The organism is Microbacterium sp. GCM10027623 (genome assembly GCF_042666935.1).
Lineage (GTDB): Bacteria > Actinomycetota > Actinomycetes > Actinomycetales > Microbacteriaceae > Microbacterium.
Window position 1 is genome coordinate 1134729 of sequence record NZ_JBHTHE010000001.1, and the last position, 26304, is coordinate 1161032.

Annotated in this window: 21 protein-coding genes and 1 tRNA gene; 9 read left to right on the forward strand and 13 right to left on the reverse strand. The window is 69.2% G+C overall.

Annotated elements, in window-relative coordinates; translation table 11 throughout:
• Positions 1–23: 23 nt before the first annotated feature.
• The gene (gene lysS / locus ACFQY2_RS05135) at positions 24–1553 is read left to right on the forward strand and encodes a lysine--tRNA ligase (protein ID WP_378744567.1); all 1530 of its coding nucleotides are present in this window, start codon (positions 24–26) and stop codon (positions 1551–1553) included.
• A 6-nt stretch (positions 1554–1559) separates the two neighbouring features.
• Here lysS and ACFQY2_RS05140 read toward each other — a convergent pair whose 3' ends face one another.
• Entirely contained in the window at positions 1560–2678 is a 1119-nt protein-coding gene (locus ACFQY2_RS05140) for a DUF4192 family protein (protein WP_378744568.1), read from the reverse strand.
• Between the two features lie 120 nt (positions 2679–2798).
• Between ACFQY2_RS05140 and ACFQY2_RS05145 the strand changes: the two genes are divergently transcribed.
• The 3 genes from ACFQY2_RS05145 to ACFQY2_RS05155 all read left to right on the forward strand — a co-directional run bounded on the left by ACFQY2_RS05145 (position 2799) and on the right by ACFQY2_RS05155 (position 5330).
• The gene (locus ACFQY2_RS05145) at positions 2799–2975 is read left to right on the forward strand and encodes a hypothetical protein (RefSeq protein WP_378744569.1); all 177 of its coding nucleotides are present in this window, start codon (positions 2799–2801) and stop codon (positions 2973–2975) included.
• A 94-nt stretch (positions 2976–3069) separates the two neighbouring features.
• On the forward strand, positions 3070–4533 hold the full coding sequence (cls, locus tag ACFQY2_RS05150; protein ID WP_378744570.1) for a cardiolipin synthase: 1464 nt from the start codon (positions 3070–3072) through the stop codon (positions 4531–4533).
• Positions 4534–4586: 53 nt separating this feature from the next.
• Positions 4587–5330, forward strand: a complete 744-nt coding sequence (locus ACFQY2_RS05155; protein ID WP_378744571.1) for a hypothetical protein — start codon at positions 4587–4589, stop codon at positions 5328–5330.
• 9 nt (positions 5331–5339) lie between these two features.
• On the opposite strand, the gene ACFQY2_RS05160 is transcribed toward ACFQY2_RS05155, so the two are convergent.
• Positions 5340–6338 (reverse strand): diacylglycerol/lipid kinase family protein, encoded by a 999-nt coding sequence (locus tag ACFQY2_RS05160; RefSeq protein WP_378744572.1) that lies wholly within the window; start codon positions 6336–6338, stop codon positions 5340–5342.
• A 97-nt stretch (positions 6339–6435) separates the two neighbouring features.
• Between ACFQY2_RS05160 and serS the strand changes: the two genes are divergently transcribed.
• The 4 genes from serS to ACFQY2_RS05180 all read left to right on the forward strand — a co-directional run bounded on the left by serS (position 6436) and on the right by ACFQY2_RS05180 (position 10052).
• Positions 6436–7794, forward strand: a complete 1359-nt coding sequence (serS, locus tag ACFQY2_RS05165; RefSeq protein WP_378744574.1) for a serine--tRNA ligase — start codon at positions 6436–6438, stop codon at positions 7792–7794.
• Positions 7791–8585, forward strand: coding sequence for an HAD family hydrolase (locus ACFQY2_RS05170; protein WP_378744575.1), 795 nt, complete (start codon positions 7791–7793; stop codon positions 8583–8585). Before serS ends, ACFQY2_RS05170 begins: the two co-directional genes overlap by 4 nt.
• 114 nt (positions 8586–8699) lie before the next feature.
• Positions 8700–8784: transfer RNA gene (locus ACFQY2_RS05175), tRNA-Ser, on the forward strand.
• Between the two features lie 20 nt (positions 8785–8804).
• Positions 8805–10052, forward strand: a complete 1248-nt coding sequence (locus ACFQY2_RS05180; RefSeq protein WP_378744576.1) for an LCP family protein — start codon at positions 8805–8807, stop codon at positions 10050–10052.
• Between the two features lie 38 nt (positions 10053–10090).
• On the opposite strand, the gene ACFQY2_RS05185 is transcribed toward ACFQY2_RS05180, so the two are convergent.
• Together ACFQY2_RS05185 and ACFQY2_RS05190 are read right to left on the reverse strand one after the other, a co-directional pair.
• Positions 10091–11494: a rhamnulokinase family protein gene (locus ACFQY2_RS05185; RefSeq protein ID WP_378744577.1), complete on the reverse strand. Its 1404-nt coding sequence runs from the start codon at positions 11492–11494 to the stop codon at positions 10091–10093.
• A complete protein-coding gene (locus ACFQY2_RS05190; RefSeq protein ID WP_378744578.1) occupies positions 11491–13527 on the reverse strand; it encodes a bifunctional aldolase/short-chain dehydrogenase in 2037 nt (678 codons plus the stop codon). Before ACFQY2_RS05190 ends, ACFQY2_RS05185 begins: the two co-directional genes overlap by 4 nt.
• Positions 13528–13696: 169 nt before the next feature.
• On the opposite strand from ACFQY2_RS05190, the gene ACFQY2_RS05195 reads away from it, so the two are divergent.
• On the forward strand, positions 13697–14683 hold the full coding sequence (locus tag ACFQY2_RS05195; RefSeq protein ID WP_378744579.1) for an aldo/keto reductase: 987 nt from the start codon (positions 13697–13699) through the stop codon (positions 14681–14683).
• 103 nt (positions 14684–14786) lie between these two features.
• On the opposite strand, the gene rhaI is transcribed toward ACFQY2_RS05195, so the two are convergent.
• From rhaI to ACFQY2_RS05240, 9 genes are all read right to left on the reverse strand, one after another.
• Positions 14787–15950, reverse strand: a complete 1164-nt coding sequence (gene rhaI, locus ACFQY2_RS05200) for an L-rhamnose isomerase (protein WP_378744580.1) — start codon at positions 15948–15950, stop codon at positions 14787–14789.
• Positions 15947–16312, reverse strand: coding sequence for an L-rhamnose mutarotase (locus ACFQY2_RS05205; RefSeq protein WP_378744581.1), 366 nt, complete (start codon positions 16310–16312; stop codon positions 15947–15949). Before ACFQY2_RS05205 ends, rhaI begins: the two co-directional genes overlap by 4 nt.
• A gap of 86 nt (positions 16313–16398) precedes the next feature.
• On the reverse strand, positions 16399–17502 hold the full coding sequence (locus ACFQY2_RS05210; RefSeq protein WP_378744582.1) for an ABC transporter permease: 1104 nt from the start codon (positions 17500–17502) through the stop codon (positions 16399–16401).
• On the reverse strand, positions 17499–18518 hold the full coding sequence (locus ACFQY2_RS05215) for an ABC transporter permease (protein WP_378744583.1): 1020 nt from the start codon (positions 18516–18518) through the stop codon (positions 17499–17501). The genes ACFQY2_RS05210 and ACFQY2_RS05215 overlap by 4 nt, the downstream gene beginning before the upstream one ends.
• The gene (locus tag ACFQY2_RS05220; protein WP_378744585.1) at positions 18515–20056 is read right to left on the reverse strand and encodes a sugar ABC transporter ATP-binding protein; all 1542 of its coding nucleotides are present in this window, start codon (positions 20054–20056) and stop codon (positions 18515–18517) included. The genes ACFQY2_RS05215 and ACFQY2_RS05220 overlap by 4 nt, the downstream gene beginning before the upstream one ends.
• 76 nt (positions 20057–20132) lie before the next feature.
• Positions 20133–21164 (reverse strand): autoinducer 2 ABC transporter substrate-binding protein, encoded by a 1032-nt coding sequence (locus ACFQY2_RS05225; RefSeq protein ID WP_378744586.1) that lies wholly within the window; start codon positions 21162–21164, stop codon positions 20133–20135.
• A gap of 190 nt (positions 21165–21354) precedes the next feature.
• On the reverse strand, positions 21355–23544 hold the full coding sequence (locus ACFQY2_RS05230; RefSeq protein ID WP_378744587.1) for a beta-galactosidase: 2190 nt from the start codon (positions 23542–23544) through the stop codon (positions 21355–21357).
• Positions 23541–24509, reverse strand: coding sequence for a serine hydrolase domain-containing protein (locus ACFQY2_RS05235; RefSeq protein WP_378744588.1), 969 nt, complete (start codon positions 24507–24509; stop codon positions 23541–23543). The genes ACFQY2_RS05230 and ACFQY2_RS05235 overlap by 4 nt, the downstream gene beginning before the upstream one ends.
• Positions 24509–26260 (reverse strand): beta-galactosidase, encoded by a 1752-nt coding sequence (locus ACFQY2_RS05240; protein WP_378744589.1) that lies wholly within the window; start codon positions 26258–26260, stop codon positions 24509–24511. Before ACFQY2_RS05240 ends, ACFQY2_RS05235 begins: the two co-directional genes overlap by 1 nt.
• Positions 26261–26304: the final 44 nt, after the last annotated feature.

Sequence of the window (26304 nt, forward strand, 5' to 3'; positions counted from 1 at the left end):
ACTTTCTCAAGGAGCCCCCACTCATGACTGACGCGTCTGCGCCGAACCCCTCGTCCGCCCCTGCCGGCCAGGAGGAGGACGTCTTCGAGCAGAAGGCCGTGCGTCTGGCGAAGCGGGAGAAGCTGATCGCGAACCGGGCGGATGCCGGCGGCGGAGCCTTCCCGGTCGCGGTTCCCGTCACGCACTCCATCCCCGCGCTGCGCGCCCGGTACGGCGAGCTGGAGGCCGGTGCCGAGACGGGTGAGACGGTCGGCATCGCGGGCCGGGTCGTGTTCAGCCGCAACACCGGCAAGCTCTGCTTCGCCACGCTGCAGGCCGGCGACGGATCGCGCATCCAGGCGATGGTCTCGCTGGCGAACGTCGGGGAGGAGTCGCTGGCGGCGTGGAAGGAGCTCGTCGACCTGGGCGACCACGTCTTCGTGCACGGCGAGGTGATCTCCAGTCGCCGTGGCGAGCTGTCGGTCATGGCCGACGACTGGAGGATCGCCTCGAAGGCGCTCCTGCCGCTGCCGAACGTGTACGGCGAGCTGAACGAGGAGACGCGCGTGCGCAGCCGCTTCCTCGACCTGATCGTGCGCGACCAGGCCCGCACGACGGTCCGTGCGCGCGCCGCGGTCAACGCCAGTCTGCGAGCCACGTTCACAAGCCATGACTACCTCGAGGTGGAGACGCCGATGCTGCAGGTGCAGCACGGCGGCGCGTCCGCTCGCCCGTTCGTCACGCACTCGAACGCCTTCGACACCGAGCTGTTCCTGCGCATCGCGCCGGAGCTGTATCTCAAGCGGGCCGTCGTCGGTGGCATCGAGCGGGTCTTCGAGATCAACCGCAACTTCCGCAACGAGGGTGCGGACTCCACGCACTCGCCGGAGTTCGCGATGCTGGAGGCCTATCAGGCGTACGGCGACTACAACCAGATGGCCGAGCTCACGCAGCAGCTCGTGCAGAACGCCGCGGTCGCCGTCGCGGGCTCCACGACGGTCACGTGGGCCGACGGCACCGAGTACGACCTCGGCGGCGAGTGGGATCGCGTGTCGATGTACGAATCGCTGTCGGCAGCATCCGGGCGCACCGTCACCCCGGGGGATGCCGTGGAGGACCTCATCGCGTTCGCCGAGGAGAGCGGCGTGGACATCCCCCCGCACGCCACGCACGGCAAGCTCGTCGAGGAGCTGTGGGAGCACTTCGTGAAGGGCGACCTCGTGCGCCCCACCTTCGTGATGGACTTCCCGGTCGACACGTCACCGCTGGTGCGCGAGCACCGCTCGATCGCGGGGGTCGTCGAGAAGTGGGACCTGTACATCCGCGGCTTCGAGTTGGCCACGGGATACTCCGAGCTGGTCGACCCGGTCATCCAGCGCGAGCGCTTCGTCGAGCAGGCGAAGCTCGCCGCTCGGGGCGACGTGGAGGCCATGCCCGTCGACGAGGAGTTCCTGCGCGCGCTCGAGCACGGCATGCCGCCGTCGGGCGGCATGGGGATGGGTATCGACCGGCTGCTCATGGCGATCACCGGCCTCGGCATCCGCGAGACCATCCTGTTCCCCCTGGTCAAGTAAGACGTCTCAGCCGCGCTGCAGCGTCCACTCCGGCAGAAGCGCCGCGGAGAGCATCGTCGAGATCAGCGATGCCATGCTGTGCTGCGGATCGATCTCGAGTGCCCGGTCGATGTACGTCCCTGCGTGCGAGGCGCGTCCGAGCGCCCAGGCGAGCCATCCGGCGGCTGTGAGAGCACCGACCTGCGCATCGCGCGGTGCGCGGGATGCCGCGGTCCGCACCAGTTGCAGCGCGCAGCCGAGCCGGTCGGGGTCCGGGCGCCGCCCGCGTCCCAGGAAGATCTCGCCGATGGCATCCGGGATGCCCGTGCCTGTGCCGGAGAAAGCCAGCTGCGCATCGAGGGCGCGTTCGCCGAATTCCAGATCGGTCGCCCACTGCACGAGGATTGCGTCGCGCAGGACCGGTCGGTTCAGGCACCACAGCAGGGCCGCGCAGTCGTAAGCGTCGTCGCCGCCCGGAGCATCCAGCAGCTCTTCTGCGAAGGCGGGCAGGTCATCGAGCAGCATGCACGCGGCCGACAGTGCGAACGGACTGTCGGCGGCCGTGACGCGGCCGCTGCCCAGGCGGTGCCGCTCGAGCAGATCCTCGATCTCCCGCAGGGCGCGACCGACCTGTTCGCGCTGGACGAGGTCGCTGGCGGGAAGCTCCGCACCCGACAGCTGGTCGCCGCTGACATCGCCGATGCCTGCGATGTCCGGGGCGTCCGGGATCTCGTCCAGCAGCCGGACGACCGGGGTCTCCTCGAGGTACTCGCCCCAGCCGTGAGGCGTCACGCACAGGGCGTCCACGATGCGCAGCCCGGCGTCGGTGGCGACGTCGAGCAGCGCTTCGATCAGCGTGAGATGCGGCAGCAGGATGCCGTCGGGAACATCCTGCGGCGCGTCGTCGGTGTACACGACGACCGCGACGGCATCCACCCCGCTGACCTGCAGCAGCGCACGCAGAGCGACCGGGGCGAAGTCGTCGGCCTCCGTCTGAGGATCGGGCAGGTCCATGCGCATCGCGCCCGAGGCGCGCGTGCCGTGGAATGGCAGCAGGACGATGCTCTGCCGTGGGGTGAAGCCGGCCAGGGCCGGGACGATGCCGAGCAGCTCGGCGGGTTCTGTGGCGTGGATGATCGTGTTCATGCACGGAGCCTGCCTGCTCGCACCGACCTCGAAACGGTCGATCCCAGTGATTGTGCACAGGTCATCCGTGGGTGCGATTGTGCAGGGAGATTGACAGCTTGCACGGCGTACCATGAAGGCGTGGACAACTTCTGGATCTCGGCGGCCTGGTCGATTCTGCCGACCATCGCGGTCAGCGCGGTCTTCGTGATCGTGCTGCGCGGCATCCTGCGCTTCGACCGCACCGAGCGCAAGGTGCACGCCCGCATCGAGGCCGAAGAGCGCGCGGCCCGCGGTCTTCCCCCCAGGTCGCTCTGACCCGCTCGCGCCGCGCTTCGCCTGAGAACGCGCGGTTGCCCGCGAAGTCCGCGGCTCCCGCTACGCTGATCCCAGGCGGACGGGCGGGGGTGTGATGTTCAACGTCGACAACTGGCCGTGGTGGCTCGTGCTCGGGTACGTCATCGTCGACATCAGCATGCGCGTCTTCGCCATCATCGTGGTTCCCCGCAACCGTCGCCCCACCTCGGCGATGGCCTGGCTGCTGGCCATCTTCATCATTCCGATAGTGGGCATCCTGATCTTCCTGCTGATCGGAAATCCCAAGCTGCCCCGCGCCCGGCGCCGCAAGCAGGACCAGATCAACGCATACATCGCCAAGACCGCACAGGGGCTGTACCTGGGCTCGCTGAGACCGGATCCGCCGCGCTGGTTCCCGCCCCTGGTCAGGATGAACGACGCACTGGGGGCCCCGCCGCAGTCCGGGGACAACGACGCGCACCTCATCAGCGACTATCAGGAATCGCTGGATGCCATGGCCGAGGCGATCCGCGGAGCCGAGGAATACGCCCACATCGAGTTCTACATCCTGCAGGCCGACACGTCGACCGACAACTTCTTCCGGGCGATGGAGGAGACCGCCGCGCGCGGCATCCCGGTCCGCGTCCTGCTGGACTACTGGGCGAACCGCTGGAAGCCGAAGTATCGCGAGACGGTCCGCCGCCTCGACGCGATGGGCGCCGACTGGCATCTGATGCTGCCCGTGCAGCCGCTGCGCGGGCGCATCCAGCGTCCCGACCTGCGCAACCACCGCAAGCTGCTGGTGGTCGACGGGCGGGTCGGATTCCTCGGTTCGCAGAACGTCACCGACTCGTCGTACAACCTGCCCAAGAACATCCGCCACGGCCTGCACTGGGTGGATCTGATGGTGCGTGTCCGCGGGCCGGTCGTGGCCAGCCTGAATGCGATCTTCCTGAGCGACTACTACGCCGAGACCGACCGGGTCCCGGAGAGCGTCGACATCACCCGGGTGGAGTTCGGCGACGGCGACCTGGACTGCCAGATCGTGCCCTCCGGCCCGGGGTTCGAGGCGGAGAACAACCTGCGGCTCTTCCTCGGTCTGCTGTACGCGGCCAAGCAGCGGATCATGATCGTCAGCCCGTACTTCGTCCCCGACGAAGCCCTGCTGCTGGCCGTGACCGCCGCCGTGGACCGGGGGGTCCAGGTGGAGCTGTTCGTCTCGGAGCAGGGCGATCAGGCGATGGTCTATCACGCGCAGCGCAGCTACTACGAGGTGCTGCTGCGAGCCGGCGTCCGCATCTGGCTGTACCCCAAGCCGTACATCCTGCACACCAAGAGCCTCACGATCGACGACGAGGTCGCGGTGATCGGCTCGAGCAACATGGACATGCGCTCGTTCGGTCTCAACATGGAAGTGTCCATGCTCGTGCGCGGCGAGGAGTTCGTCGCGGAGATGCGCATGGTCGAGGACGAGTACCGCTCGCTGAGCCGCGAGCTCACGCTGGAGGAATGGGAGAAGCAGCCGCTGCGCTCCACGATCCTGGACAACCTCGCCCGGCTCACCTCCGCTCTGCAGTGATCCGATTCACGAGGGTCTTTGAGACGAACGTCTCGGGGGCGACACTTGGGGGTATGAGCCTTTCGCGAGTCCGACTGATCCCCTCCGCCCTCGCGCTCGCCGCAGTGGCGCTGCTGGCAGCGGGATGCACGACCACGCCGGCATCCCCGGCACCGACGAGCACGGCGGGTTCGCCGTCGAGCACGGCGGGGGCGGACGCCGGTGCGGCGCCCGTGGAACGGATGGCGGACGACGTCGAGGCGGCGTGGCTCGACGACGGCCGCATGATCGGACTCGTGACGTGGGGGTCGTCGAGCTGTCGGCCCCACGTCGAGGACGTGATGGCGGACGGCCAGTCGGTCGCGGTGACGGTGGCCGACGAGAAACAGCAGGCGTGCACCGAAGACCTCGCCCCTCGCGCGGTCGCGGTGACGGTTCCCGAAGGCGTCGACGTCACGAAGGATGTCGACCTCCTGGTGACGTACGGCGACCTCGAGGCCGACACCGACCTCGACGGCCTGGATGCCGCACCGCAGGGCATGGGCGAGCAGCAGCCGTCGGCCGGATGGTTTGAGGACGACGGCATCGTGCTGCTGACCTACGGCTCCAGCTCCTGCCCGCCGATCGTGAGCGACGTCGAGATGACGGATGCGGGTGCCGCCGTGACCTTCTCCGCCGACGCGGACCGCGTCTGCACCATGGACTTCGCGCCGCGGGCGACCGTGATCACTCTCACCGGCGAGCACGACGACGACGACCCCTTCACGCTGACGCTGATCGGCGACAACCTCGACGGGGAGGTCACGGTCCTCGGGTGAGGCGGGTCTTCAGAAGCGCGAGACGTCGTGGCCGTCGGGCAGCGCGAGCGTGAGACCGCCCTGCTGGATGCGGCAGAGCATCCGCACCGCGGTGCCGAACTCGTCGCCGTCGAGCTCGATCGAGGTCGGGGCGACCATCGCCGCCTCGGCGCTGCGGCCGCGCAGGTAGCGGATCGACGCGTTGCGACCCCGCCGTTCCAGAACGCGCCGTCCCGCCCTGGTGCGTCGCAGCACGGAGTTGTCCCACCAGATCTTGCGCCAGATGCCCATCCAGCCGAGAGGCCCGGTCGGCTGGATCACGGCGATGTCCATCGTGCCGTCGTCCAGGGAGGCGTCCGGCATCAGCGCGATGCCCGCGGGAAGGATGCCGCAGTTGGCGAACAGCATGCTGTGCACCTTGGTGGAGTGCAGCCTGCCGTCGTCGAGCTGGTACACCACACGGAAGGGCTTCGCGCCGGGAAGCGAGCGCGCGGCGCCGTCCAGGTACGCCACCCAGCCGACCGACTTCTTCAGGTCGGGACGGGTGTTGGCGATCATGTCCGCATCCAGGCCCATGCCGGCGAGCACCACGAAGGCGTGCTCGCTCTGCGATCCGTCCTCGCGGGTTAGCGTCGCCCAGCCGATGTCCACGGGGTGCGTGAAACCCGCGAAGACGCCCTCCATGACCCGCGTGGGATTCAGCAGCGGAAGCCCGAGATTGCGTGCGAATAGGTTGCCGGTGCCGCCCGGGACGACCGCGAACGGGATGCCGGTGCCTGCCATCGCCTCGGAGACGGCGCGCACCGTCCCGTCACCGCCGGCGGCGAGCACGGCCGCAGCTCCCTCGGCGAGCGCCGTGCGGGTGATGTGCTGGCCGGGGTCCTCGATGCTGGTCTCGTAGAACCGCGGCGGGGCCCAGCCGTGCTTCTTCGACAGTGTGCGCAGGATCGACCGCAGACGCTCGGCATCCACCTTCACCGGGTTGAGCACGAGCGCCGCGTGCGCGCTCTGCGTCCCGGCTGCCGACATGCCGCCACTCTACGGCCGAACGTGCGCGCACGCGGCGCCACGACGCCGTACCCGGTCGCTCGATCGAGGCGACGGCGCCGCTCGGTAGACTTGCACAATGATCGATCTCGCCCTTCTCCGCGACGAGCCCGAGCTCGTCCGACGCTCACAGATCGCGCGCGGGAACGCGCCCGAAACCGTCGACGCGGCGATCGAGGCGGATCGATCGCGCCGCGACGCGCTGAACGCGTTCGAGTCGCTGCGCGCCGAGCAGAACGCCTTCGGCAAGACGGTCGCGAAGGCGCCGAAGGAAGAGAAGGCCGCGCTCGTCGCGCAGGCCAAGCAGCTCGCCGACAGCGTCAAGGCCGCGCAGCAGACGTCGAACGAGGCGGCGGACGCCGCAGCATCCGCTCTCGCGAAGATAGAGAACGTCATCATCGACGGCGTCCCCTCCGGCGGCGAGGCCGACTTCGTCGAGCTGCGCCGCGTCGGCGAGGTGCCGACCTACGACTTCGAACCGCGCGACCACCTCGAGCTCGGCGAGATGCTGGGCGCGATCGACATGGAGCGCGGAGCGAAGGTCTCGGGAGCCCGGTTCTACTTCCTGAAGGGCGTCGGCGCGCGACTGGAGATCGCGCTGATGAACATGGCGCTCGACAAGGCTCTGCAGAACGACTTCACCCCGATGATCGTGCCCACGCTCGTGCGGCCCGAGATCATGCAGGGCACCGGATTCCTCGGCGAGCACGCCGACGAGGTCTACCACCTCGACAAGGAGGACCTGTACCTGGTCGGCACCAGCGAGGTCCCGCTCGCCGGCTACCACAAGGATGAGATCCTCGACCTCTCCGCCGGCCCGCTCCGCTACGCCGGCTGGTCGACCTGCTACCGCAGCGAGGCCGGGTCCTACGGCAAGGACACCCGCGGCATCATCCGCGTGCACCAGTTCAACAAGCTCGAGATGTTCGTCTACACGGCCCCGGAGGACGCTGAGGCCGAGCACGAGCGTCTCGTCGCTCTGCAGGAGGAGATGCTCACCGCGCTCGGCCTGTCCTACCGCGTGATCGACGTCGCCGCCGGTGACCTCGGCTCCAGCGCCGCCCGCAAGTTCGACATCGAGGCGTGGGTGCCCACCCAGGGCGCGTTCCGCGAACTCACCTCGACCTCGAACTGCACCACCTACCAGGCGCGTCGGCTGGATATGCGCTACCGCCCTTCGACCGGCTCAGGCACGCAGGAAGGGGTATCGAACAAGACGACGCCCGTCGCGACGCTCAACGGCACCCTCGCGACCACGCGCTGGATCGTCGCGCTGCTCGAGACGCATCAGCAGGCCGACGGCTCGGTCACGGTGCCGGAGGTGCTCCGCCCTTATCTCGGCGGTCTCGACGTGCTGCGGCCGCTGGGCTGGTCGGCTGAGCCCGAAGCGCCCGCCGGCTCGCCGGTCGCGGCCGGCGACGCGCAGGCGGCGGAGTGAGCGTCCGCGGCCTCGTCGGGCTGGACATCGACGGCACCATCCTGCTGCCGGATGAGACGCTGAGTCCCGGAGTCGTCGAAGCGGTGAGCGAGGTGCGGGATGCCGGCTACGAGGTGATGCTCGCAACCGGCCGCAGCTGGGGCGGCACCCGTCGCTACGTGGAAGAGCTCGAGCTGGACGCCGACTTCGTGGTGTGCTCGAACGGCGCCGTCGTGCTGCGCCGGAAGGGCGATGACTGGGAGCGGTGGATGATCGAGGTCTTCGATCCGGCGCCGGTCCTCGCTCTGCTGCGGGACCGCCTTCCGGAGGCGCGCTACATGGTGGAGCTCGGTTCCGGACAGCGCCTGTACACCGCCGTGCTGGACGACTGGACGCTGGACGACGGCAGGCAGGTCGACTTCGACGATCTCGCCGCGCAGCCCGTGTCGCGCATCGTCGTCGTCTCGCCCCAGCACGACGAGGCGGACTTCCACCGGCTGGTCGCCGAGGCCGGGCTGAACGAGGTCTCCTACGCGATCGGCTGGACCGCCTGGCTCGACATCGCGCCGCTGGGCATCGACAAGGGAACCGCACTCGAGCGCGTGCGCGCGGAGCTGGACATCCCCGCGAATCGGGTCTTCGTCGCCGGCGACGGGCGCAACGACATCGGGATGTTCGACTGGGCGCTCGCCGGGGGCGGGCGCGCCGTGGCGATGGGTCAGGCGCCCGACGAGGTCAAGGCGGCTGCCGGCGAGGAGACCGGGGTGGTCGACGACGGCGGGCTGGCGACGGCGCTGCGCACCCTGCTCTGAGGCGTGCCGATCCAGCGCTTCCCCAGGTGAGCACGCGAGAATTGGCGCGGCGAACGCGGCTCCCCCCGGAGCCGATAGACTCGACGCCTGACCGTCCGGTGCGAGCCGGACCAGGGAGGGTTGTCCGAGCGGCCGATGGACCTGGTCTTGAAAACCAGTGGGCAGCAATGTCCCGTGGGTTCGAATCCCACACCCTCCGCATTTCGTGAAAGGCACTGAGTGAGCGACTCGAGCAAGCGACGCAGACCCGTCGCGCGTCATGGACAGCTGCGCTCGCCCGCTGCCGCCGGACAGTTGCTGAAGCTGATCGGGATCGCCATGGCCGTGATCCTCGTCAGCGGTCTCGGCGTGGCCGGATTCGTCGTGGGCGGGCTGGTCAACACCGTCAGCGCGAACGCCGTCGAACTGGACGACCAGAAGGAGCTCCCGCCCGACATCGCGGCGTACACGGGCGGATTCGACATCCTGCTGACGGGCGTGGACACCTGCGAGGCCAAGTACGCGCACCTCTTCGACAAGCGCTGCACGGGCAAGGACTCCCGGGGCACCCTGAACGATGTGAACCTCCTGGTACACGTGTCGGCGGAGCCGCGCCGGGTCACGGTGGTGAGCTTTCCTCGAGACCTCATGATCGGGATCCCGGAGTGCACCGACGCGAACGACCGCACGTATTCTGCGATGAGCAAGCAGCCGCTCAACGTCGCGTACGAGCACGGTGGTGAGAAGGGCGGTCTGAACTGCGTCGCCAAGACCATCTCCGACCTCACCGGTGAGGACATCGAGTTCGCGGCGAAGGTCACCTTCGGCGGCGTCATCGAGATCACGGATGCCATCGGCGGCGTCGAGGTCTGCCTGGCCAGCCCGATCAAGGACCGCTACACCGGCCTGGACATGAAGGCCGGCACCCACACGGTGCAGGGTCTGCAGGCGCTGCAGTTCCTGCGCACGCGCCACGGTGTCGGCGACGGCAGCGACCTGGGTCGCATCGGCAACCAGCAACAGTACATGTCCAGCCTGGTCCGCAAGCTCATCAGCGGCGAGGTGCTCGGCAACGTCGGCACCATGCTGAAGCTGGCCGACACCGGTCTGAACAACCTCGAGGCATCCACCTCGCTGGCGGACCCGATGAAGATCGTCCAGATCGCTCTGGCGGTGAAGGACGTGCCGTTCGAGGACATCGTCTTCGTGCAGTACCCCACGCTCGAGGATCCGGACAACCCCAACAAGGTGGTCCCGAATACGTCTGCGGCCACCGCGCTGTGGGATGCCATCAAGGCCAACAAGCAGCTGCAGATCACGCACAAGAACACCAAGAACGATGGTGTGGTCGTCAAGGAACCTGAGCCCGGAGCCACGCAGGCGCCCACTCCGACGAAGACCCCCGGCGATGTCGTCGAACTGCCTTCGTCGATCAAGGGCAACTCGGCGGCCGTCCAGACCTGCTCGAACGGCAAGACCCGGGGCTGACGCCTGCGACCGGCGGAACCGGCGGAGAGCCTGCTGGGTCAGCGCGGCGTGTACCTCGTCGGCGCGTGGACCGCGGTGACGATTCCGCGCAGCTGCTCCAGCGCAGCCGGAGCCGCACCGGCGGCGCGTGCCTGCACGAGGACGTTGCCGAGCGCCGTCGCCTCCACAGGACCGGCCAGCACCGGGACTCCGGTCCGGTCGGCCGTCGCCTGGCAGAGGAGGCCGTTCAGGGAACCGCCGCCCACGAGGTGGATGCTGTCCACCGGGCGACCGGACAGTGCGGATGCCGTGTCCACGGCATCCGCGAACGCCGCCGCGATCGACTCGACGATGCTGCGGGCGAACGCTGGTCGGGTGGCAGGCGCCGCGTCGCCGAGCAGCGCCGCGATCCGGGCGGGCATGCCACCCGGAGCGGTCAGGGAGGGGTCGTCGGCATCGAACAGCGGCACGTCGCCGGTGACCTCGGCCGCGGTGGCGAGCAGTGCGGGCAGGTCGATCGCAGCGCCGTCCTCGTCCTCCCAGGCGCGCACCGTCTCGCTGAGCAGCCAGAGCCCGGTGACGTTGTGCAGGAAGCGGATACGCCCGTCCACACCGAGCTCGTTGGTGAAGTTCGCTCTTCGGGCGGCATCCGTGACGACGGGTTCGGCCAGCTCCAGACCGACCAGGCCCCATGTGCCGCAGGAGATGTACGCCGCATTCGGCGAGGCAAGGGGAACGGCGACGACGGCGGACGCCGTGTCATGCGAGCCCACCGCCACCACGGGCAGCTCGGCTCCGATGCGCTCGGCCGACTCCGCACGCAGCGTGCCGATCGTCGTTCCGGGATCCACGAGTCGCGGCAGTGCCGCCGACGGGATGCCCAGACGCTCGGCGAGATCCACATCCCATTCGGACGTGCGGACATCGAGCAGTCCGGTCGTCGACGCGTTCGTGCGCTCCGCGACCTGTCGTCCGGTGAGCAGGAACGCGATCAGATCGGGGATCAGCAGCGCCGCATCCGCCTCCGCCAGCCGGCGGTCGACGCGGTACTGGTAGAGCGTGTTGAACGGCAGGAACTGCAGTCCGTTGCGGGCGTACAGCTCGCTGAACGGGACGACGGCATGCACCTCGTCCACACCACGACGCGTGCGATCGTCGCGGTAGTGGAAGGGCTGTGCCAGCAGCATCCCGTCCCGCAGCAGACCGTAGTCGACCGCCCACGAGTCGATGCCGATGCTCTCGATCGCGGGCTCACGGCGCACGGCCTCGGCGAGGCCCGCCACGACACTGTCGAAGAGGGCGTCGAAATCCCAGTGCAGGCCGTCCTCGTGCTCGACCGGTCCGTTGGGGAAGCGCGAGACAAGCTCCAGGTCGATCCGTCCCTCGTCGACCCGGCCGATCATGACCCGGCCGCTGGTCGCGCCCAGGTCGACGGCGGCGAACGCGCGCGCGCTCAGGGTCATCGCAGGAAGGCGGCGGCCACGCCGGAGTCCACCGGGATGTGCAGGCCGGTCGTGCGGGAGAGCTCCGGACCGGTGAGCACGTACACGGCGTCCGCGACGTTCTCGGGCACGACCTCGCGCTTGAGGATGGTGCGGTTCGCGTAGAACTGGCCGAGATCCTCTTCGGCGACGCCGTAGGTCGCGGCGCGGTTCGCGCCCCATCCGGAGGCGAAGATCCCGGAGCCGCGCACCACGCCGTCGGGGTTGATGCCGTTGACGCGGATGCCGAACTCGCCCAGCTCCACGGCCAGCAGGCGCACCTGGTGGGCCTGGTCGGCCTTCGTGGCGGAGTAGGCGATGTTGTTCGGGCCGGCGAAGACCGAGTTCTTCGAGGAGATGTAGATGATGTCGCCGCCGAGCTTCTGCTCGATGAGGATCCTCGCGGCGGCCTTCGACACCAGGAACGACCCCTTGGCCATCACATCGTGCTGCAAGTCCCAGTCCTTCTCGGTGGTCTCCAGCAGCGGCCGGGACAGGGACAGGCCGGCGTTGTTCACGACCAGGTCGACGCCGCCGAAGGCCAGCACGGCCTCGTCGAGCGCGGCCTGCACGGCATCCGCGTCCGCCACATCGGCGACCACGCCGATGGCGACATCCGTCGTCCCGAGTTCGGCGGCCGCGGCCTGCGCCTTCTCCAGGTCGAGGTCGGCGACCACGACGCAGGCGCCTTCGGCCGCCAGACGGGTGGCGATCGCCTTGCCGATGCCGGATGCCGCGCCGGTGACGAACGCGATACGCCCCTGGTGCGACTTCGGCGTGGGCTGCCGCTGCAGCTTGGCCTCCTCCAGCGCCCAGTACTCGATGCGGAACTTCTCGGCATCCGAGATGGGCGCGTAGGTCGACAGCGCCTCGGCGCCGCGCATCACGTTGATGGCGTTGACGTAGAACTCCCCGGCGACGCGGGCGGTCTGCTTGTTCGCCCCGTACGAGAACATGCCGACCCCGGGGACCAGGACGATGAGGGGGTCGGCGCCGCGGATGGCGGGGCTGTCGGCCGTCGCGTGCGCGTCATAGTACGCCTGATAGTCGGTGCGGTACTGCTCGTGCAGCTCATGCAGGCGGGCGACCTGCTCCGCGGTGGTCGCCGTGGCCGGCAGGTCGAGGATCAGCGGCTTGACCTTGGTTCGCAGGAAGTGGTCGGGGCAGCTGGTGCCCAGCTCGGCCAGTGCAGGCGCCTTCTCGGAGGCCAGGAAGTCCGTCACCACGTCGGCGTCGGTGAAGTGCCCGACCATCGGCCTGTCGTGCGAGGCGATGCCGCGGATGGTCGCCGCGAGTTCCGCGGCGCGGCGGCGGCGCTCGACCTTCGGAAGAGCCGCGAATCCGGGGCGGATGCCGCCGAACGGATCGGCCTTCCCGTGCGCGGCGATGTAGTCCGCGGCGGTGTCGATGATCCACAGCGAGTTCGCCTCGGACTCCTCGCTGGTCTCGCCCCAGGCGGTGATCCCGTGGCCGCCGAGGATACAGCCGATGGCATCCGGGTTCTGCCTCTTGATCTCGGCGATGTCCAGGCCCAGCTGGAACCCTGGGCGCCGCCACGGCACCCAGACGACCTTCTCGCCGAAGATCTTCGCGGTCAGCTCCGGACCGTCCACGGCGGTCGCGATGGCGATGCCGGAGTCGGGATGCAGATGATCGACGTGCGCGGCGTCGACGAGGCCGTGCATGGCGGTGTCGATCGAGGGAGCCGCGCCGCCCTTGCCGTGCAGGCAGTAGTCGAATGCCGCGACCATCTCGTCCTCGCGGTCGACACCCGGGTAGACGTCCACGAGCGCGCGCATGCGGTCCAGACGCAGCACGGCCAGCCCGTGCTCCTTCAGTGTGCCGAGGTCGCCGCCGGATCCCTTGACCCACAGCAGCTCGACGGGCTGACCTGTCACGGGGTCGGTCTCGGTGCCCTTGGCCGAGGTGTTGCCGCCCGCGTAGTTCGTGTTCTTCGGGTCTGCACCCAGGCGGTTCGAGCGCGCGAGGAGAGCGGCGGCAGTGGGGTTCGTCATGTGAGCTCCGTCGATCGGACTGATGAATCGTTTCAAGAATAGAAGATGCGCGGGATGAGCGCAAGGCGGTGGACTGCGGATGCCTCCCGCGCGCGGCAGAGGCGGCGCGGGGCGGCATCCGCTCCACGTCGCCCGGAGTGTCTCCGCGAGACCTGGGTAGGCTCGTGCCATGCAGCATCGCATTCTGGGCCGCACCGGCCGCGACGTGTCCCTCATCGGTCTCGGAACCTGGCAGCTCGGCGCCGACTGGGGTGACGTGAGCGAAGCAGAGGCGAGAGAGGTTCTCGACGCGAGTGCAGCATCCGGAGTCACCTTCTTCGATACCGCGGACGTCTACGGCGACGGGCGCAGCGAGTCGTTCATCGGCGCCTGGCGTCGCGACCATCCGGATGCCGAGCTGACGGTGGCCACGAAGATGGGCCGCCGTGTGGATCAGATCCCCGAGAACTACGTCCTGGACAACTTCCGCGCATGGACCGACCGCAGCCGCCGCAATCTCGGGGTTGACACGCTCGACCTCGTGCAGCTGCACTGCCCGCCGACTGCGGTGTACTCCGACGATGCCGTCTTCGACGCTCTGGATGCGCTCGTGGAGGAAGGGGCGATCGCCGCATACGGCGTGAGCGTCGAGACGGCCGACGAGGCGCTGACCGCGATCGCGCGCCCCGGTGTCGCGACGGTGCAGATCATCCTGAACGCCTTCCGGCTGAAGCCGCTCGACAGCGTGCTGCCGGCGGCCCGCGATGCCGGTGTGGGCATCATCGCCCGCGTGCCCCTCGCGAGCGGCCTGCTCTCCGGGCGCTATACGCACGACACGGTGTTCGCCGCGAACGATCACCGGACTTTCAACCGTCACGGCGAGGCCTTCGACCAGGGCGAGACGTTCTCCGGCGTCGACTACGACGACGGCGTCGAGGCCGCGCGTGAGTTCGCCGCGCTCGCCGCGACGGCGGGGCTCGAACCCGCCGCGGCCGCACTGGCCTGGGTGTCGCAGCTCCCCGGCGTCTCCACCGTGATCCCCGGTGCCCGCAGCGTCGCGCAGGCGACGTCCAATGCCGCAGCCGGCTCCATCCCCGACCTCGGAGCGGAGTTCACCGCCGCGGTGCGGGAGATCTACGAGCGCCGCCTGCGCGCCGCGGTGCACCCGCGCTGGTGATCTCCACGCCCTGACGAACCCGTCTGTGGGGCGCAAACGTCCGCTTCAGCCGTGCGGAAGCCGACGTTTACGCCCCATGGACGGTCTTGGGGAAGCAGCGGGGTCAGGCGCCCCAGCCGGCCTGGGTGCCTCCCACGCGGTCGGCGGCGATCCGGGACAGGTATCCGGATGCCGCGAACGCCGCCATCGGGTCGGCGGGCAGTCCGCGCGACTCCCGCCACTGCGCCAGGGCAGGCCGCACGTCCGTGTAGAACGCGTCCATGAACACCGCATTGGCGGCGAGCACGCCATTCGCCTTCTGCGCCTTCGCCAGAGCCTCGCGGTCGACGAGCAGTGCCCGTGCGGTCATCTCCTGCACGTTCAGCACCGAGCGGATCTGACCGGGGATCTTGTCCTCGATGTTGTGGCACTGGTCGAGCATGAAGGCCACGTCCGGGTTGTTCAGTCCGCCACCGCGAACGACCTCGAACAGGATGCGGAACAGCTGGAACGGATCGGCGGCACCGACGATCAGGTCGTCGTCGGCGTAGAAGCGCGAGTTGAAGTCGAAGGAGCCGAGCTTGCCCAGGCGCAGCAGCTGCATGACGATGAACTCGATGTTGGTGCCGGGGGCGTGGTGGCCCGTGTCCAGGCAGACCATCGCCTTGTCCCCGAGCGCGGCCACCTGCGTGTAGCTGGTCCCCCAGTCCGGAACGTCGGTGTGGTAGAACGACGGCTCGAAGAATTTGTACTCCAGCACCAGGCGCTGGTCATCGCCGAGCGCGGCGTAGATGGTCGAGAGCGAGTCGTGCAGCCGGTCCTGCCGGGCGCGCATGTCGGTCTGGCCGGGGTAGTTGGAACCTTCGGCCAGCCAGATCTTCAGGTCACGACTGCCGGTGGCATCCATCACCTCGATGCATTCCAGGTGATGATCGATCGCCTTGCGTCGGACTGCGTCATCCTCGTGGGTCAGCGCCCCGAACTTGTAGTCCTCGTCCTGGAACGTGTTCGAGTTGATCGTGCCCAGCTGCACACCCAGGTCCTCGGCGTGCTTGCGCAGATCGCCGAAGTCGCACATGTCCCACGGGATGTGCAGCGCCACGCTGGGAGCGAGCGCCGTGTGCTTGTGCACCTGGGCGGCGTCGGAGATCTTCTCGAAGGGGTCGCGCGGCGTGCCCGGCGTGCCGAACACACGGAACCGGGTGCCGGAGTTCCCGAACGCCCAGGAGGGCAGCTCGATGGACTGCTTCTCGAGCTCGGCCAGGATTTCGGGGGTGAGGATGCTCATGATTCGGTGCTTTCTGCTGCAGCCAGCTGTGTTTCGAGGTGGAAGACTTCGGTGAGCGGCGTCGCCGCCTGGTCGGGGCGGCCGTCCAGGCCGATGAAGAAGCGGCCCATCTCCGCCTCCCAGCGACCGGCGACCTCGGACGCGGCGAGGTACGCCTGCGCGGCGGCATCGTCGTCGGTCTCGTAGTAGCCGATCAGGCGGCCGCCCTCGGCGAGGAAGAGCGAGTAGTTGCGGCGACCGGACGCGGCGATCTCTGCCAGCATCTCCGGCCAGACGGGGGAGTGGCGCGCGAGATATTCGTCGAGCAGTTCGGGGCGCACCTGCAGCGTGAAGGCGACGCGGGTGGTGGTCGGGGGCGGCATCGTTCCTCCAGAGCGTGAATCGTTTCAACAGCCTATCGGCTGGATCAGGTGGACGCAAGAAGCGCGCACCGCTTCTTCGTCCACCATCACCTCACTGCCGTCGCGCGCGGTGCGGGCGTCTCTCGACGCTGTCGTCGCGGCCTGTTGCTGCGGGCATCGACAAGGGATGCGCCGAGCAGCACGACTGCCAGCGCCAGGAACTGCAGCTGCGTTCCGGTGTTGCCCGGCACGACGATGAGGATCGACGCGTTCGTCCACACGATCAGCAGTGCTGCCAGGACGACGCCCCCGGTCCGGCCCACCCCACCGGTGATGGCGACACCCCCGAGGACGGCGATGGTGATCGCAGGCAGGGCCATGCCGGCGCCGCTCGTCCCGGCATCCGGTCTGGCCGATGCGAACTGTGCGACGGTGTAGATCGCGACGAGCCCGCTGATCAGGCCGGAGGCGACGAATGCCATCAACTGGGTGCGGCGCGTGTCGATACCCGCCCAACGGGCGGCGGTCTCGTTCGTGCCGACCGCGTACAGCGCCCGTCCGTACGTCGTGCGATTCAGCACGATCCAGGTGATCACCACGACCGGCAGCAGGAATGTGAAGACGCCCAGCGGCACCAGCGGCAGGTAAGCGCCGATCAGCGGCAGCTCGATGGACTGCGCCGCGCTGTACAGGCCCTGGATGCGGCCGCCCGAGACCGGCGAGGCGTTGGTGATGACCAGGGCGATGGACGCGAAGGCGTAGTAGGTCGCCAGAGTGGTGATCAGTGCGGGGTAGCGGAAGTAGGCGGTCAGCACGCCATTGATCGCACCGAGCAGCGCGCCGAGCAGCAGAGCCGCCGCGGCGGCGCCGAGGAAGCTCCACTCGGCCACGCCGTAGAGGATGCCGAAGACCATGCCCACCAGAGACACCATCGATCCCACCGACAGGTCGATGCTGCCGTTTCCCGTGGTGATCACGAACAATTCGGCGATGGCCAGCAGCGCCAGCGGCACCAGATTGATCAGCGCGGATGCGAGGTAGTCGGAGTTGAACGAGGCCGACGTGGCTCCCGCCCCGTCGAGGATCGTCATCGCGATGAGCAGCACCAGCAGCAGCAGTACGAGCACGCTGCGCCGATCGCTCAGTCCTCCGTCGGTGAACCAGGTGCGCACACGTGTGACGAGCCCGGTGGGCTGTGCGGCGGCGCTCATGACTTCCTCCACGCGTTGCGGCGGGCGTGCTCTCGCACCAGGTCGGTGCCGACCGCGATGATGATGAACGCGCCGACGAAGAGTCGGGAGAGCTGCGATGGCCACCCCAGTTGCGTCACGCCCACTGAGACCGTCTGCACGAGCAGGGCTCCCAGCAGGGTGCCGACGACCGAGCCGCGTCCGCCCATGATGGAGGTCCCGCCGATGACCACGGCCGCGATCACCTCCAGTTCCCGGCCGTTGCCGACCGACTGGTCCAGCGACGACGTGCCCGAGGCGATGGTGATGCACGCCGCCAGACCCACGAGCAGGCCGGTCATGGCGTACACCCAGACGAGTCGCGGCTGCACGGCGATGCCGGTGAGGCGTGCGGCCTCGGCGTTGCCGCCGATCGCGTAGAGGTTGCGGCCCGCGCGCGTGTACCTCAGGAACCACCACGCCGCGATGGCGAGAACGACCACGATCGCGAAGGCGTTCGGCACTCCCAGCGTGGTGCCTGCTGCTCCCTTGCCGAAGACCTCGAATGTGCGCGGTATGCCGTTGACCGTCGACGAATCGAACACGCGGTACCCGAGGAAGAGGAACAGATTCCACGTGCCGAAGGTGATGATGATCGGATGCACGCGGGCGTACGCGACAAGGAATCCGTTGAGCGAGCCGAGTGCCGCACCCACCGCCATCGACGCCAGAACCGCCAGGATCAGCGGGATGTCGAACGAGACCAGCAGGCGCGCCGTGATCACCGCGCAGACCATCGTCATGCCTGCGACCGACACATCGATGCCGCCGGTGATGATGACGAACGTCATGCCGATCCCGATCAGTGCCACGGGGGCGACGGCCACCAGGAGTGGCCCGATCGAGCCGGGGGAGAGGAAAGAGGGGGTGAAGATGCCCAGCAGCACCCACAGCACCACGATCACCGCAACCAGAACGACCTCCTGGCCGGTGATCACCGGCGGAAGGATCCGCTTGAGCGAGACGTTGGCCGGCCGCTGTTCGAGGTGCGTGGTCATGCCTGCGCGCCGCCTTCCTGGTCGGGGTTCCCGGCGTGCGCCGTCTGCGATCGCTCGTGGCCCGCCGCGAGCGCCAGTACGTCGCTCTGCGTCGCGGTGGGCGGTAATTCGGCGGCCACGCGGCCTCCGCGGAAGACGATGATGCGGTCCGAGACGCGCAGAACCTCGGCCAGGTCGGTCGTGATCATGAGCACCGCGGTTCCGGCATCGGCCAGGTCGGAGACGATCTGATGGATCTCTTCCTTCGCGCCGACGTCGACGCCCTGGGTGGGCTCGGCCAGCACCAGCAGGTCAGGGCGTTCGACCAGCTGCCGTGCGAGCACGACCTTCTGCGCGTTGCCGCCGGACATCGCGCGCACGGGCTGACGGGAGCTGGGGGTCTTCACGGCCAGGCGGTCGATGAGGTCCTGGGCGGTGCGTCGTTCGCGGCGTCGACTGATCCAGCCGGGGATGTCCGAGAGCAGGCTCAGCGAGCCGATGGTGATGTTGAAGGCGATCGACTGGAAGGAGAACGTTCCCTGGCTGGAGCGGTCGGCCGGCAGCATCCGCACGCCGCGGTGCTTGGCCTGCAGTGGACTGCGCACGGGGCGCGGACTGCCGACGACGCGCATGGTGCCGGAGTCCGGCTGGCGCATCCCGTAGACCACATCGCCCACTTCGGCAGCGCCGGCGCCGACCAGACCGTAGAGTCCGACGATCTCGTTGCGGTGCACCTCGAACGTCACGTCGGTGAACGCGCCCTCGAGAGTGAGCCCCTCCAGCGACAGCATGGTCTCGCCTGTGGGCCCGGGCGAGCGGACGCCGCTGGACAGTTCGCCGCCGACCATCCGCTCGGCGATATCGCGCACGGTCAGGTCGCCGATCGGATCGGTCGAGACGGTGCGTCCGTCGCGCATCACGGTCACCGAGTCGGCGATCTGGAACAGCTCGTCCAGACGATGAGAGATGTAGATGATCGAGACGCCGTCCGAGGCCAGTCGCCGGACGACGTCGAACAGTACGTCGATCTCGCTCTGTGTGAGGATCGCGCTGGGCTCGTCGAGGATGAGCACCTTGGCGTCCTCCAGCAGCGCCTTGGCGATCGACACCTGCTGCTGCTGGGCGATCGACAGGTAGCGGACGGGCTGGGACGCGACAGTGCGATCCAGGCCCACGACGTCGAGCAGTTCGAGCATCCGCGGCGCCTGCGCGCGCCAGTCGATCATCGGACCACGGGTGATTTCCCGCCCGACGAAGAAGTTCTCGGCCACAGACAGATCCTGAAACAGGTGCGGCTCCTGGTACACGGTCTGGACGCCCAGGGCGATCGCGTCACCGGTGCTGTCGATGTGCACCGGAGCTCCGTCGATGCGGATCGTGCCGGTGTCGGCCTGCTCCGCCCCGGCGAGGATCTTGATGAGGGTTGATTTGCCCGCACCGTTCTCACCGACGAGGGCGTGGACGGATCCGGGTGGGACCTCGAGCTGTGCATCGCGGATCGCGCGCACACCGCCGTACCGCTTGGATATCCCACTCATCTCAAGTCGGGGCTGCATCATTGCCACTCTCCTGCGTCGGTCTCGGACGTCGACGCGTGCGCCGCACCGGGATGGTGCGGCGCACGCATGCGGGTCGTCAGTAGGAGAACTCTCCTGCGTTGTCCTTCGTGATGACGAGCGGCGGTCCGAGCAACAGCACCTTCGTATCGGCGTCGTAGCTCGCCTCCGGAGCGGCCTTCACGTCGGGCTCGGCCGGAATCTCCTTGCCCTCGGCGAGCTGCTGGCCCGCCCAGGCGGTGAGGTAGCCGAGCGCCTCCACATCCCACAGCACGGATGCGCTGGAGGATCCGGCGTCGAGGTAGGGCTTCATCGCCTGCGGCGTGCCGAGTCCGACCGTGAACACCGTGCCGACCTTGCCGGCGTCGGCGACGGCCTGTGCGACGCCAGGAGCACTCGAGGTGCATTCGCCCACGAGACCGGTCAGGTCGGGGTGGGCGTTCATGAGGTCGGTGGCCATCTGAGTCGCCTTGGCCTGATCCTCACCCGCGTAGACGATGTCGACGATCTCGGCATCCGGGTACTTCTCGGCCGTGTACTTCTTCTGCACGGCGATCCAGGAGTTGAGGTTCTCGGCCGTCTCGCCGCAGGAGACGATCGCGTACTTGCCCTTGCCGCCCATGGCCGTCATGAGCTGATCCGTCAGGGTCTCGCCGATGCCTTCGGTGGAGGCCTGGTTGACGAACAGTTCGCGCACGGAGTCAGGAGCGTCGGTGTCGGCGGTGGCGACGTGGATGCCGGCATCCTTGGCCTGCTGGAGGACCGGCGCCATCGAGTTCGGGTCGTTGGGTGCCACGAACAGGACGTCGACCTTCTGCTGGATGTACGAGCGGACGATGTCGGCCTGCGCCGCGGCGTCTGCCGAGGTCGGCCCCTGGTACAGCCATTTCAGCCCGAGGTCCTCGGCTGCGGCCTGACCTCCGGTGTTCATCGCCTCGAAGTACGGGATGCCCTGCAACTTGGGGACGAAGGCGACGGAGACCTCCTTGGCCGACGTGCCCGGCTCTTCGGATGCGCCGTCAGTGCTCCCGCGCTGCGTGCAGCCTGCGAGGGCGGTGGTGGCGAGGGCTGCCACCGCGGTGGCGGCGACGATCTTCTCGATGATCTTCATGCAACCTCCTTGTTGATGCCGGGGCGACATCGCCCGCGGGATCGCGTCATGACGACGCATTCATGGACGCCGAAGACGAGAAACGGCCTCGTCGTACCGGCGTGAGGCCATGCTGACACGATTCAAGGAGTTCAGGAAGGGCGGTCATCGTCACGACATTGCAACGATTCACTACTGCCGACGGATCGCATCACCGCCCCCGCAGCGAAACGGCCCGCACGGCACCGCGCGCAGCATCCGCGCGCCACGCCGCCGCCGCGTCGGGCAGACGCACCGTGCTCTCCGCAGACAGCGGCAGCACATGCAGGGTGATCGCACTGCCGGCATCCGCTCTCACGTCGCGCAGCGACACCGACCAGCGCGTGCCGTCCCAGAACCGATCATCGACCGTCCGGCCGTCGACCCGCAGCTGACCGGTGTCACCCGCCCAATCGATGTCGAGCACGGTGTCGCCGTCGACCGGCGGGAGATCCAGGGCGAAGACGGCGGCGAGCTCGTCGAACACCTCGGCGTCGGGGGCGCGGTGCCGGGCCCCGCCGAAACCATGGTCCGCAGGCACCTCACCGGCATCCCTGATGCGGCGGACCCCGAGTGTCTGCGCCGGCTCCGCGGCGGCCACCGGCACCGACATCCACGCCCGCGAGGCCGCATCGAACCGGCGCAGGTACGTGGCATCCCGCGCTTCGACGGTCGTGCCGTCCCAGAGCAGCTGCCCGTCGCACTGCAACAGCTCGTCGCCGAGCACCCAGGCGTCGTGCGCGCCCGCGAGCACCAGCAGCGACAGCCCCCCGATCTCGTGCACACCCGGTCGGATGACCCGGGGCTCGGCGTCGCCGACGGCGACCTCGATCGGGATGCCGGGATCGGCTGCCAGGACGAGCGTGTCGTCCGGCAGCACCGTCAGAGCGGATGCCGTCGCCCAGTGCAGACGCGTGTCGCCGATCCGGAGTCCGACCGGCCACCGGGCGATCGTGCCCGCTGGGATCTCGACGGGCGCGCTCGGCAGCAGCAGCGTCTCGCCGTGCAGCTCCACCTGCAGCTGCACGGCGGGCACGCTCTGCACGGGAAGGTGCGGCGGCCGATGCGGCTGGTGGTGGGTGATGACGCAGAAGCCCTCCGACCCGTTCGAGCGCAGCGCCCAGCGCAGAGTCCTGACATCGTCCAGACCCGTCGGCTGCAGATCGGGGAGGCTCGACGTCATCGTGCCCAGTCGATCGCCGAATGCGGCCAGGAACGCGTGCTGCGCGCGCAGCAGGGCCGCGGACTCGTGCAGGTCACCGGACTGGCCGATCGGCGCGTGGAAGTCGTAGCTCCACTCGGTCATGTCGTTCGGGTAGCCGGTGGCCTGCGTCTCCTGCATCGCCGGGCCCGGATTCCGGCCGCCGACGAACATGTAGTAGCCCTGCCACGCCGAGCCGTTGCCGATCTTCACCTGGGCGAGGGCGGCCACGTCGCGGCCGGTCAGCACGGGGCGGCGGTGATAGGCCGTGGCCATGCCGCTGCCGAGCTCGCAGGTCGCCGGTGGGAACCCGCCGAGGGCATCGGTTGCCGATGCGGTCACGCCTGCGGCATCGAATCCCTGCGTCGCCCGCACGTCGGCGCCGACACCGGGGTCGTCCCAGATGTGCGAAGGGAAGTAGTGGGCCCGGAAGGAGGGGTCCCAGCCGTCGGCGGGGTCGGCCCAGAAGCCGTCGCCGTAACCGCCGAACAGGGGCATCACCTCGCCGGGAGGCAGCTGGGCGCCGCCCCAGGCGGTCGCCGTCCACAGGGGCGCGGACATCCCGGCGTCCCGGGCGAGACGCTTGAGCGTCACCAGGTGCTCCGGCCGGTCGTAGAGCTCGTTCTCGAGCTGGATCGCCACCACGGGGCCGCCCGGCTGCACGCGTCCGTCGAGGTGCGCGGCCAGCTGCCCGAACCACTCGGCGACCAGCTCCAGGTAGCGCGGGTCGTCGCTGCGGTGCACGACACCGGCCGACTGCACCCAGTCGGGGAAGCCGCCGTTGCGCGCCTCGCCGTGCGCCCACGGACCGATCCGCAGGACGACCTCGAGCCCGGCCGCGGCGCATTCGTCGATGAAGGCGGCCACGTCGCGGGCGCCGTCGAAGTGCGCCACGCCGCGTTCCGGGGAGTGATGCAGCCAGAGCACGTAGGCGGATGCCAGCGTGATCCCGTTCGCGCGCATCTGGCGCAACCGCTCGCCCCAGCGCCCGCGCGGCACACGGCTGAAGTGGATCTCCCCGGACACAGGCACGACCGGAACGCCGTCGCGCAGCACGGCGCGGTCGGTGAGAGCGATGCCGCGCGCCGCCTCGGCGGGGTCGGGCAGCGGACCGGGCGAGGGGGCGGTCGGCCAACCCCGATGACGGACGGAGTGGATCATCGTCCGCTCACGACCGCGTTGTCGAGCTCGTCGATGTCGACGCCCGGCCGCTCTGCACGGTTGGTCTGCAGCACCCAGCACAGCCCGGCACTCGGGTGCACCCAGAACTCCGTGCCCGCCCAGCCGCCGTGCCCGTACACGTCGCGGTCGACCAGTCCGGGGGCGCGCGTGCGCAGGTTGAAGGTGAAGCCCCAGTCCTGACCGCGCTCGATCGGGTAGGGGTCCAGACGCGGGATGTCGCCGGTGAGAGGGCGCAGCATCATCTGCAGCGTCGCGGGGGCGAGGATGCCGTCGTTCTCGCCGGCGTGGATGCGCAGCAGTTCGGAGCCGATGCGCAGCAGATCCTCGGCACGGCCGAGCAGTCCGGCGCCGGCGGACCGGTTCGCGCGGAAGCGGTCGATGTCGAGGCCCGCCTCGGCGGCATCCACCACGTCCATCGATCCCGCGTGGTCGAGAGTGAGGCCGTCGGCGCCGAGCGAATGCGCCCAGGCGATCGTGTCCTCGTGCCATGCGACACCGGTGGCGTGTTCGGTGAGGGCGGCGACGCCCTCGAACGCCAGGGTCGAGTACCGGGATGCCGTACCCGCCCGGAAGTCGCGGCCCTGGGTGAGCAGTTCCGTGCGCAGCGGCACGTCTGTGTCGAGTGCGGGTTCGCTGATGCCGGAGGTGTGGCTGACCAGGTGACCCAGCCGCACCACGTCGTCTCGATCGCTGCCGAACTCCGGCAGGGCTGCAGTCAGCGGGGTCTCGAGCGTGAGGAGGCCGCGCTCCACGGCGCGGGCGGCGGTGATGCCCACCAGCGCCTTCGTGACCGAGAACTGCGGGTACACGGCATCCGTCGCCGCACCGAATCCATCCAGCGCGACGATGCCGGTGGCATCCGCGACACCCACCACGGCGGTGGGCAGGCGCTCCGCCTGCACGTGTCGGCGTGCCCAATCGAACGCTGCCGTGTACGCGGTCATCACTCCACCTCGTGTCCGAGATCGGGGCGCGCGAGGAAGCGCGCCGTGGCGTCCGTCACCGCTTCGAGCTCGACGATGACGACCTCGTTGCGCCCGGTTCGGGTCGCCGGCCCGGGGACGTAGAGGGTGCGCTGCGGGCCGCGGCGCCAGTAGCGGCCCAGGAAGAACCCGTTCACCCAGGCGTAGCCCTTGCCCCAGCCGGCGGTGTCGAGGAACAGGTCGGCCGGCTCGTCCAGGTCGAAGCTCCCTCGCAGGCCCACGGGTCCTGCGGCGCGGCCGGTCGCGACGGGGGTCGCTTCTGCGGCCTCCGACACCGCGGCGCCGAGGGCGGCGACGTCGAAGGTGCGCACGCGCCACGGGCCCTCCAGAGCCGTGCCGTCCAGCAGCGGGACGCCGATCAGGCCCTTGGCCTCGCCGATCTTCTGGTCGTAGTTGACCCGGCCCGTCTCCTCGACCAGCAGGCGCAGCGCCCGCCCCTCGCCGATGGTCAGGGACGCGTCGCCGATCGTGCGCTGCAGGCGCCCGATGTCGAGCCCGTCGCGCTGCACCCAGGCGTAGTCGCGCACCTCGGCCTCGAGCACGCCCGCGCCCACGGCATCCGTCGTGTACTCCGCCAGCACCACGTCGGAGCCGAGCTCATCCATGGTCGGGGGCGTCGCGAAGGCGCCGTGGTCGGTGGCGACCAGGTCGAGCGGGGCGGCGACCGCCTCGAGCTCGGCCTGCGGCGTCGGGGCATCGACCGGTTCCGTGATCGGGAGGTCGGGCACCGGAGCGTGCTTGGCGATGACCTCGCGGTAGGCGTGGAACTTCTCGGTCAGGTCGCCGGACTCGGTGATGGGGGAGTCGTAGTCGTAGCTGGTGACCATCGGCAGGTACCGGCCGGAGTCGTTGGCCCCGGCGGTCAGGCCGAAGTTCGTGCCGCCGTGCACCATGTAGATGTTCACGGATGCCCCGGCCGACAGCAGACGGTCCAGATCCGCCGCGCTGTCGGCGAACGCCGTGGTGTGATGCTTCTCGCCCCAGTGGTCGAACCAGCCGCACCAGAACTCCATGCACATCAGCGGCCCGGTCGGCTGGTACTCGCGCAGCGTGGCCAGACGCTCGTCGATGCGCCCGCCGAAGGAACCGGTCTTGTGCAGCTCGGGGTGGGCGCCGTTCTCGAGCATGTGCGGGATCGGCTGGTCGACCTGTGTGAGCGGCACGGTGATGCCGCCGTCGCGGGTGACGCGGATCAGCGCTTCGAGGTAGTCCTTGTCGGCGCCGTACGCGCCGTACTCGTTCTCGATCTGCACGAGGATCACGCTGCCGCCGCGGTCGACCTGCCGCGGCGCGATGATCGCGTTGACCTTCTCGAGGTACGAGGTCACCTCGGCCAGGTACGCCGGATCGCTGCTGCGCAGCTTCATGCTCTTGTCGGCGGTCAGCCAGGTGGGCAGGCCGCCGTTGTGCCACTCGGCGCAGACGTACGGGCCCGGGCGCACGATCGCGTGCATCCCCTCCTCGGCGACGATGTCGAGGAAGCGGCCGAGATCGACGTCGCCGTCCTGACGCCACTGCCCCTTGACCGGCTCGTGGGCGTTCCAGGCGACGTAGGTCTCGATGGCGTTAAGGCCCATCAGGCGGGCCTTGCGGATGCGGTCGCGCCACAGATCCGGGTGCACGCGCGGGTAGTGCATGGCACCGGAGATGATGCGGTGCGGCTCGCCGTCGAGCAGGAAGTCGGTCTCGCCGATCGCGAAGCGGGATGTCATGTCCGCCAGCGTACTGGAAAGCGCTTTCTGTTTCAGGGTCCGAA

Bases quoted from the DNA above. Each gene is read 5' to 3' on its own strand.
- lysS (WP_378744567.1), top strand. From the start codon at position 24: ATGACTGACGCGTCTGCGCCGAACCCCTCGTCCGCCCCTGCCGGCCAG.
- ACFQY2_RS05140 (WP_378744568.1), bottom strand. From the start codon at position 2,678: ATGAACACGATCATCCACGCCACAGAACCCGCCGAGCTGCTCGGCATC.
- cls (WP_378744570.1), top strand. From the start codon at position 3,070: ATGTTCAACGTCGACAACTGGCCGTGGTGGCTCGTGCTCGGGTACGTC.
- ACFQY2_RS05155 (WP_378744571.1), top strand. From the start codon at position 4,587: ATGAGCCTTTCGCGAGTCCGACTGATCCCCTCCGCCCTCGCGCTCGCC.
- ACFQY2_RS05160 (WP_378744572.1), bottom strand. From the start codon at position 6,338: ATGTCGGCAGCCGGGACGCAGAGCGCGCACGCGGCGCTCGTGCTCAAC.
- serS (WP_378744574.1), top strand. From the start codon at position 6,436: ATGATCGATCTCGCCCTTCTCCGCGACGAGCCCGAGCTCGTCCGACGC.
- ACFQY2_RS05185 (WP_378744577.1), bottom strand. From the start codon at position 11,494: ATGACCCTGAGCGCGCGCGCGTTCGCCGCCGTCGACCTGGGCGCGACC.
- ACFQY2_RS05190 (WP_378744578.1), bottom strand. From the start codon at position 13,527: ATGACGAACCCCACTGCCGCCGCTCTCCTCGCGCGCTCGAACCGCCTG.
- ACFQY2_RS05195 (WP_378744579.1), top strand. From the start codon at position 13,697: ATGCAGCATCGCATTCTGGGCCGCACCGGCCGCGACGTGTCCCTCATC.
- rhaI (WP_378744580.1), bottom strand. From the start codon at position 15,950: ATGAGCATCCTCACCCCCGAAATCCTGGCCGAGCTCGAGAAGCAGTCC.
- ACFQY2_RS05205 (WP_378744581.1), bottom strand. From the start codon at position 16,312: ATGCCGCCCCCGACCACCACCCGCGTCGCCTTCACGCTGCAGGTGCGC.
- ACFQY2_RS05210 (WP_378744582.1), bottom strand. From the start codon at position 17,502: ATGAGCGCCGCCGCACAGCCCACCGGGCTCGTCACACGTGTGCGCACC.
- ACFQY2_RS05215 (WP_378744583.1), bottom strand. From the start codon at position 18,518: ATGACCACGCACCTCGAACAGCGGCCGGCCAACGTCTCGCTCAAGCGG.
- ACFQY2_RS05220 (WP_378744585.1), bottom strand. From the start codon at position 20,056: ATGATGCAGCCCCGACTTGAGATGAGTGGGATATCCAAGCGGTACGGC.
- ACFQY2_RS05225 (WP_378744586.1), bottom strand. From the start codon at position 21,164: ATGAAGATCATCGAGAAGATCGTCGCCGCCACCGCGGTGGCAGCCCTC.
- ACFQY2_RS05230 (WP_378744587.1), bottom strand. From the start codon at position 23,544: ATGATCCACTCCGTCCGTCATCGGGGTTGGCCGACCGCCCCCTCGCCC.
- ACFQY2_RS05235 (WP_378744588.1), bottom strand. From the start codon at position 24,509: ATGACCGCGTACACGGCAGCGTTCGATTGGGCACGCCGACACGTGCAG.
- ACFQY2_RS05240 (WP_378744589.1), bottom strand. From the start codon at position 26,260: ATGACATCCCGCTTCGCGATCGGCGAGACCGACTTCCTGCTCGACGGC.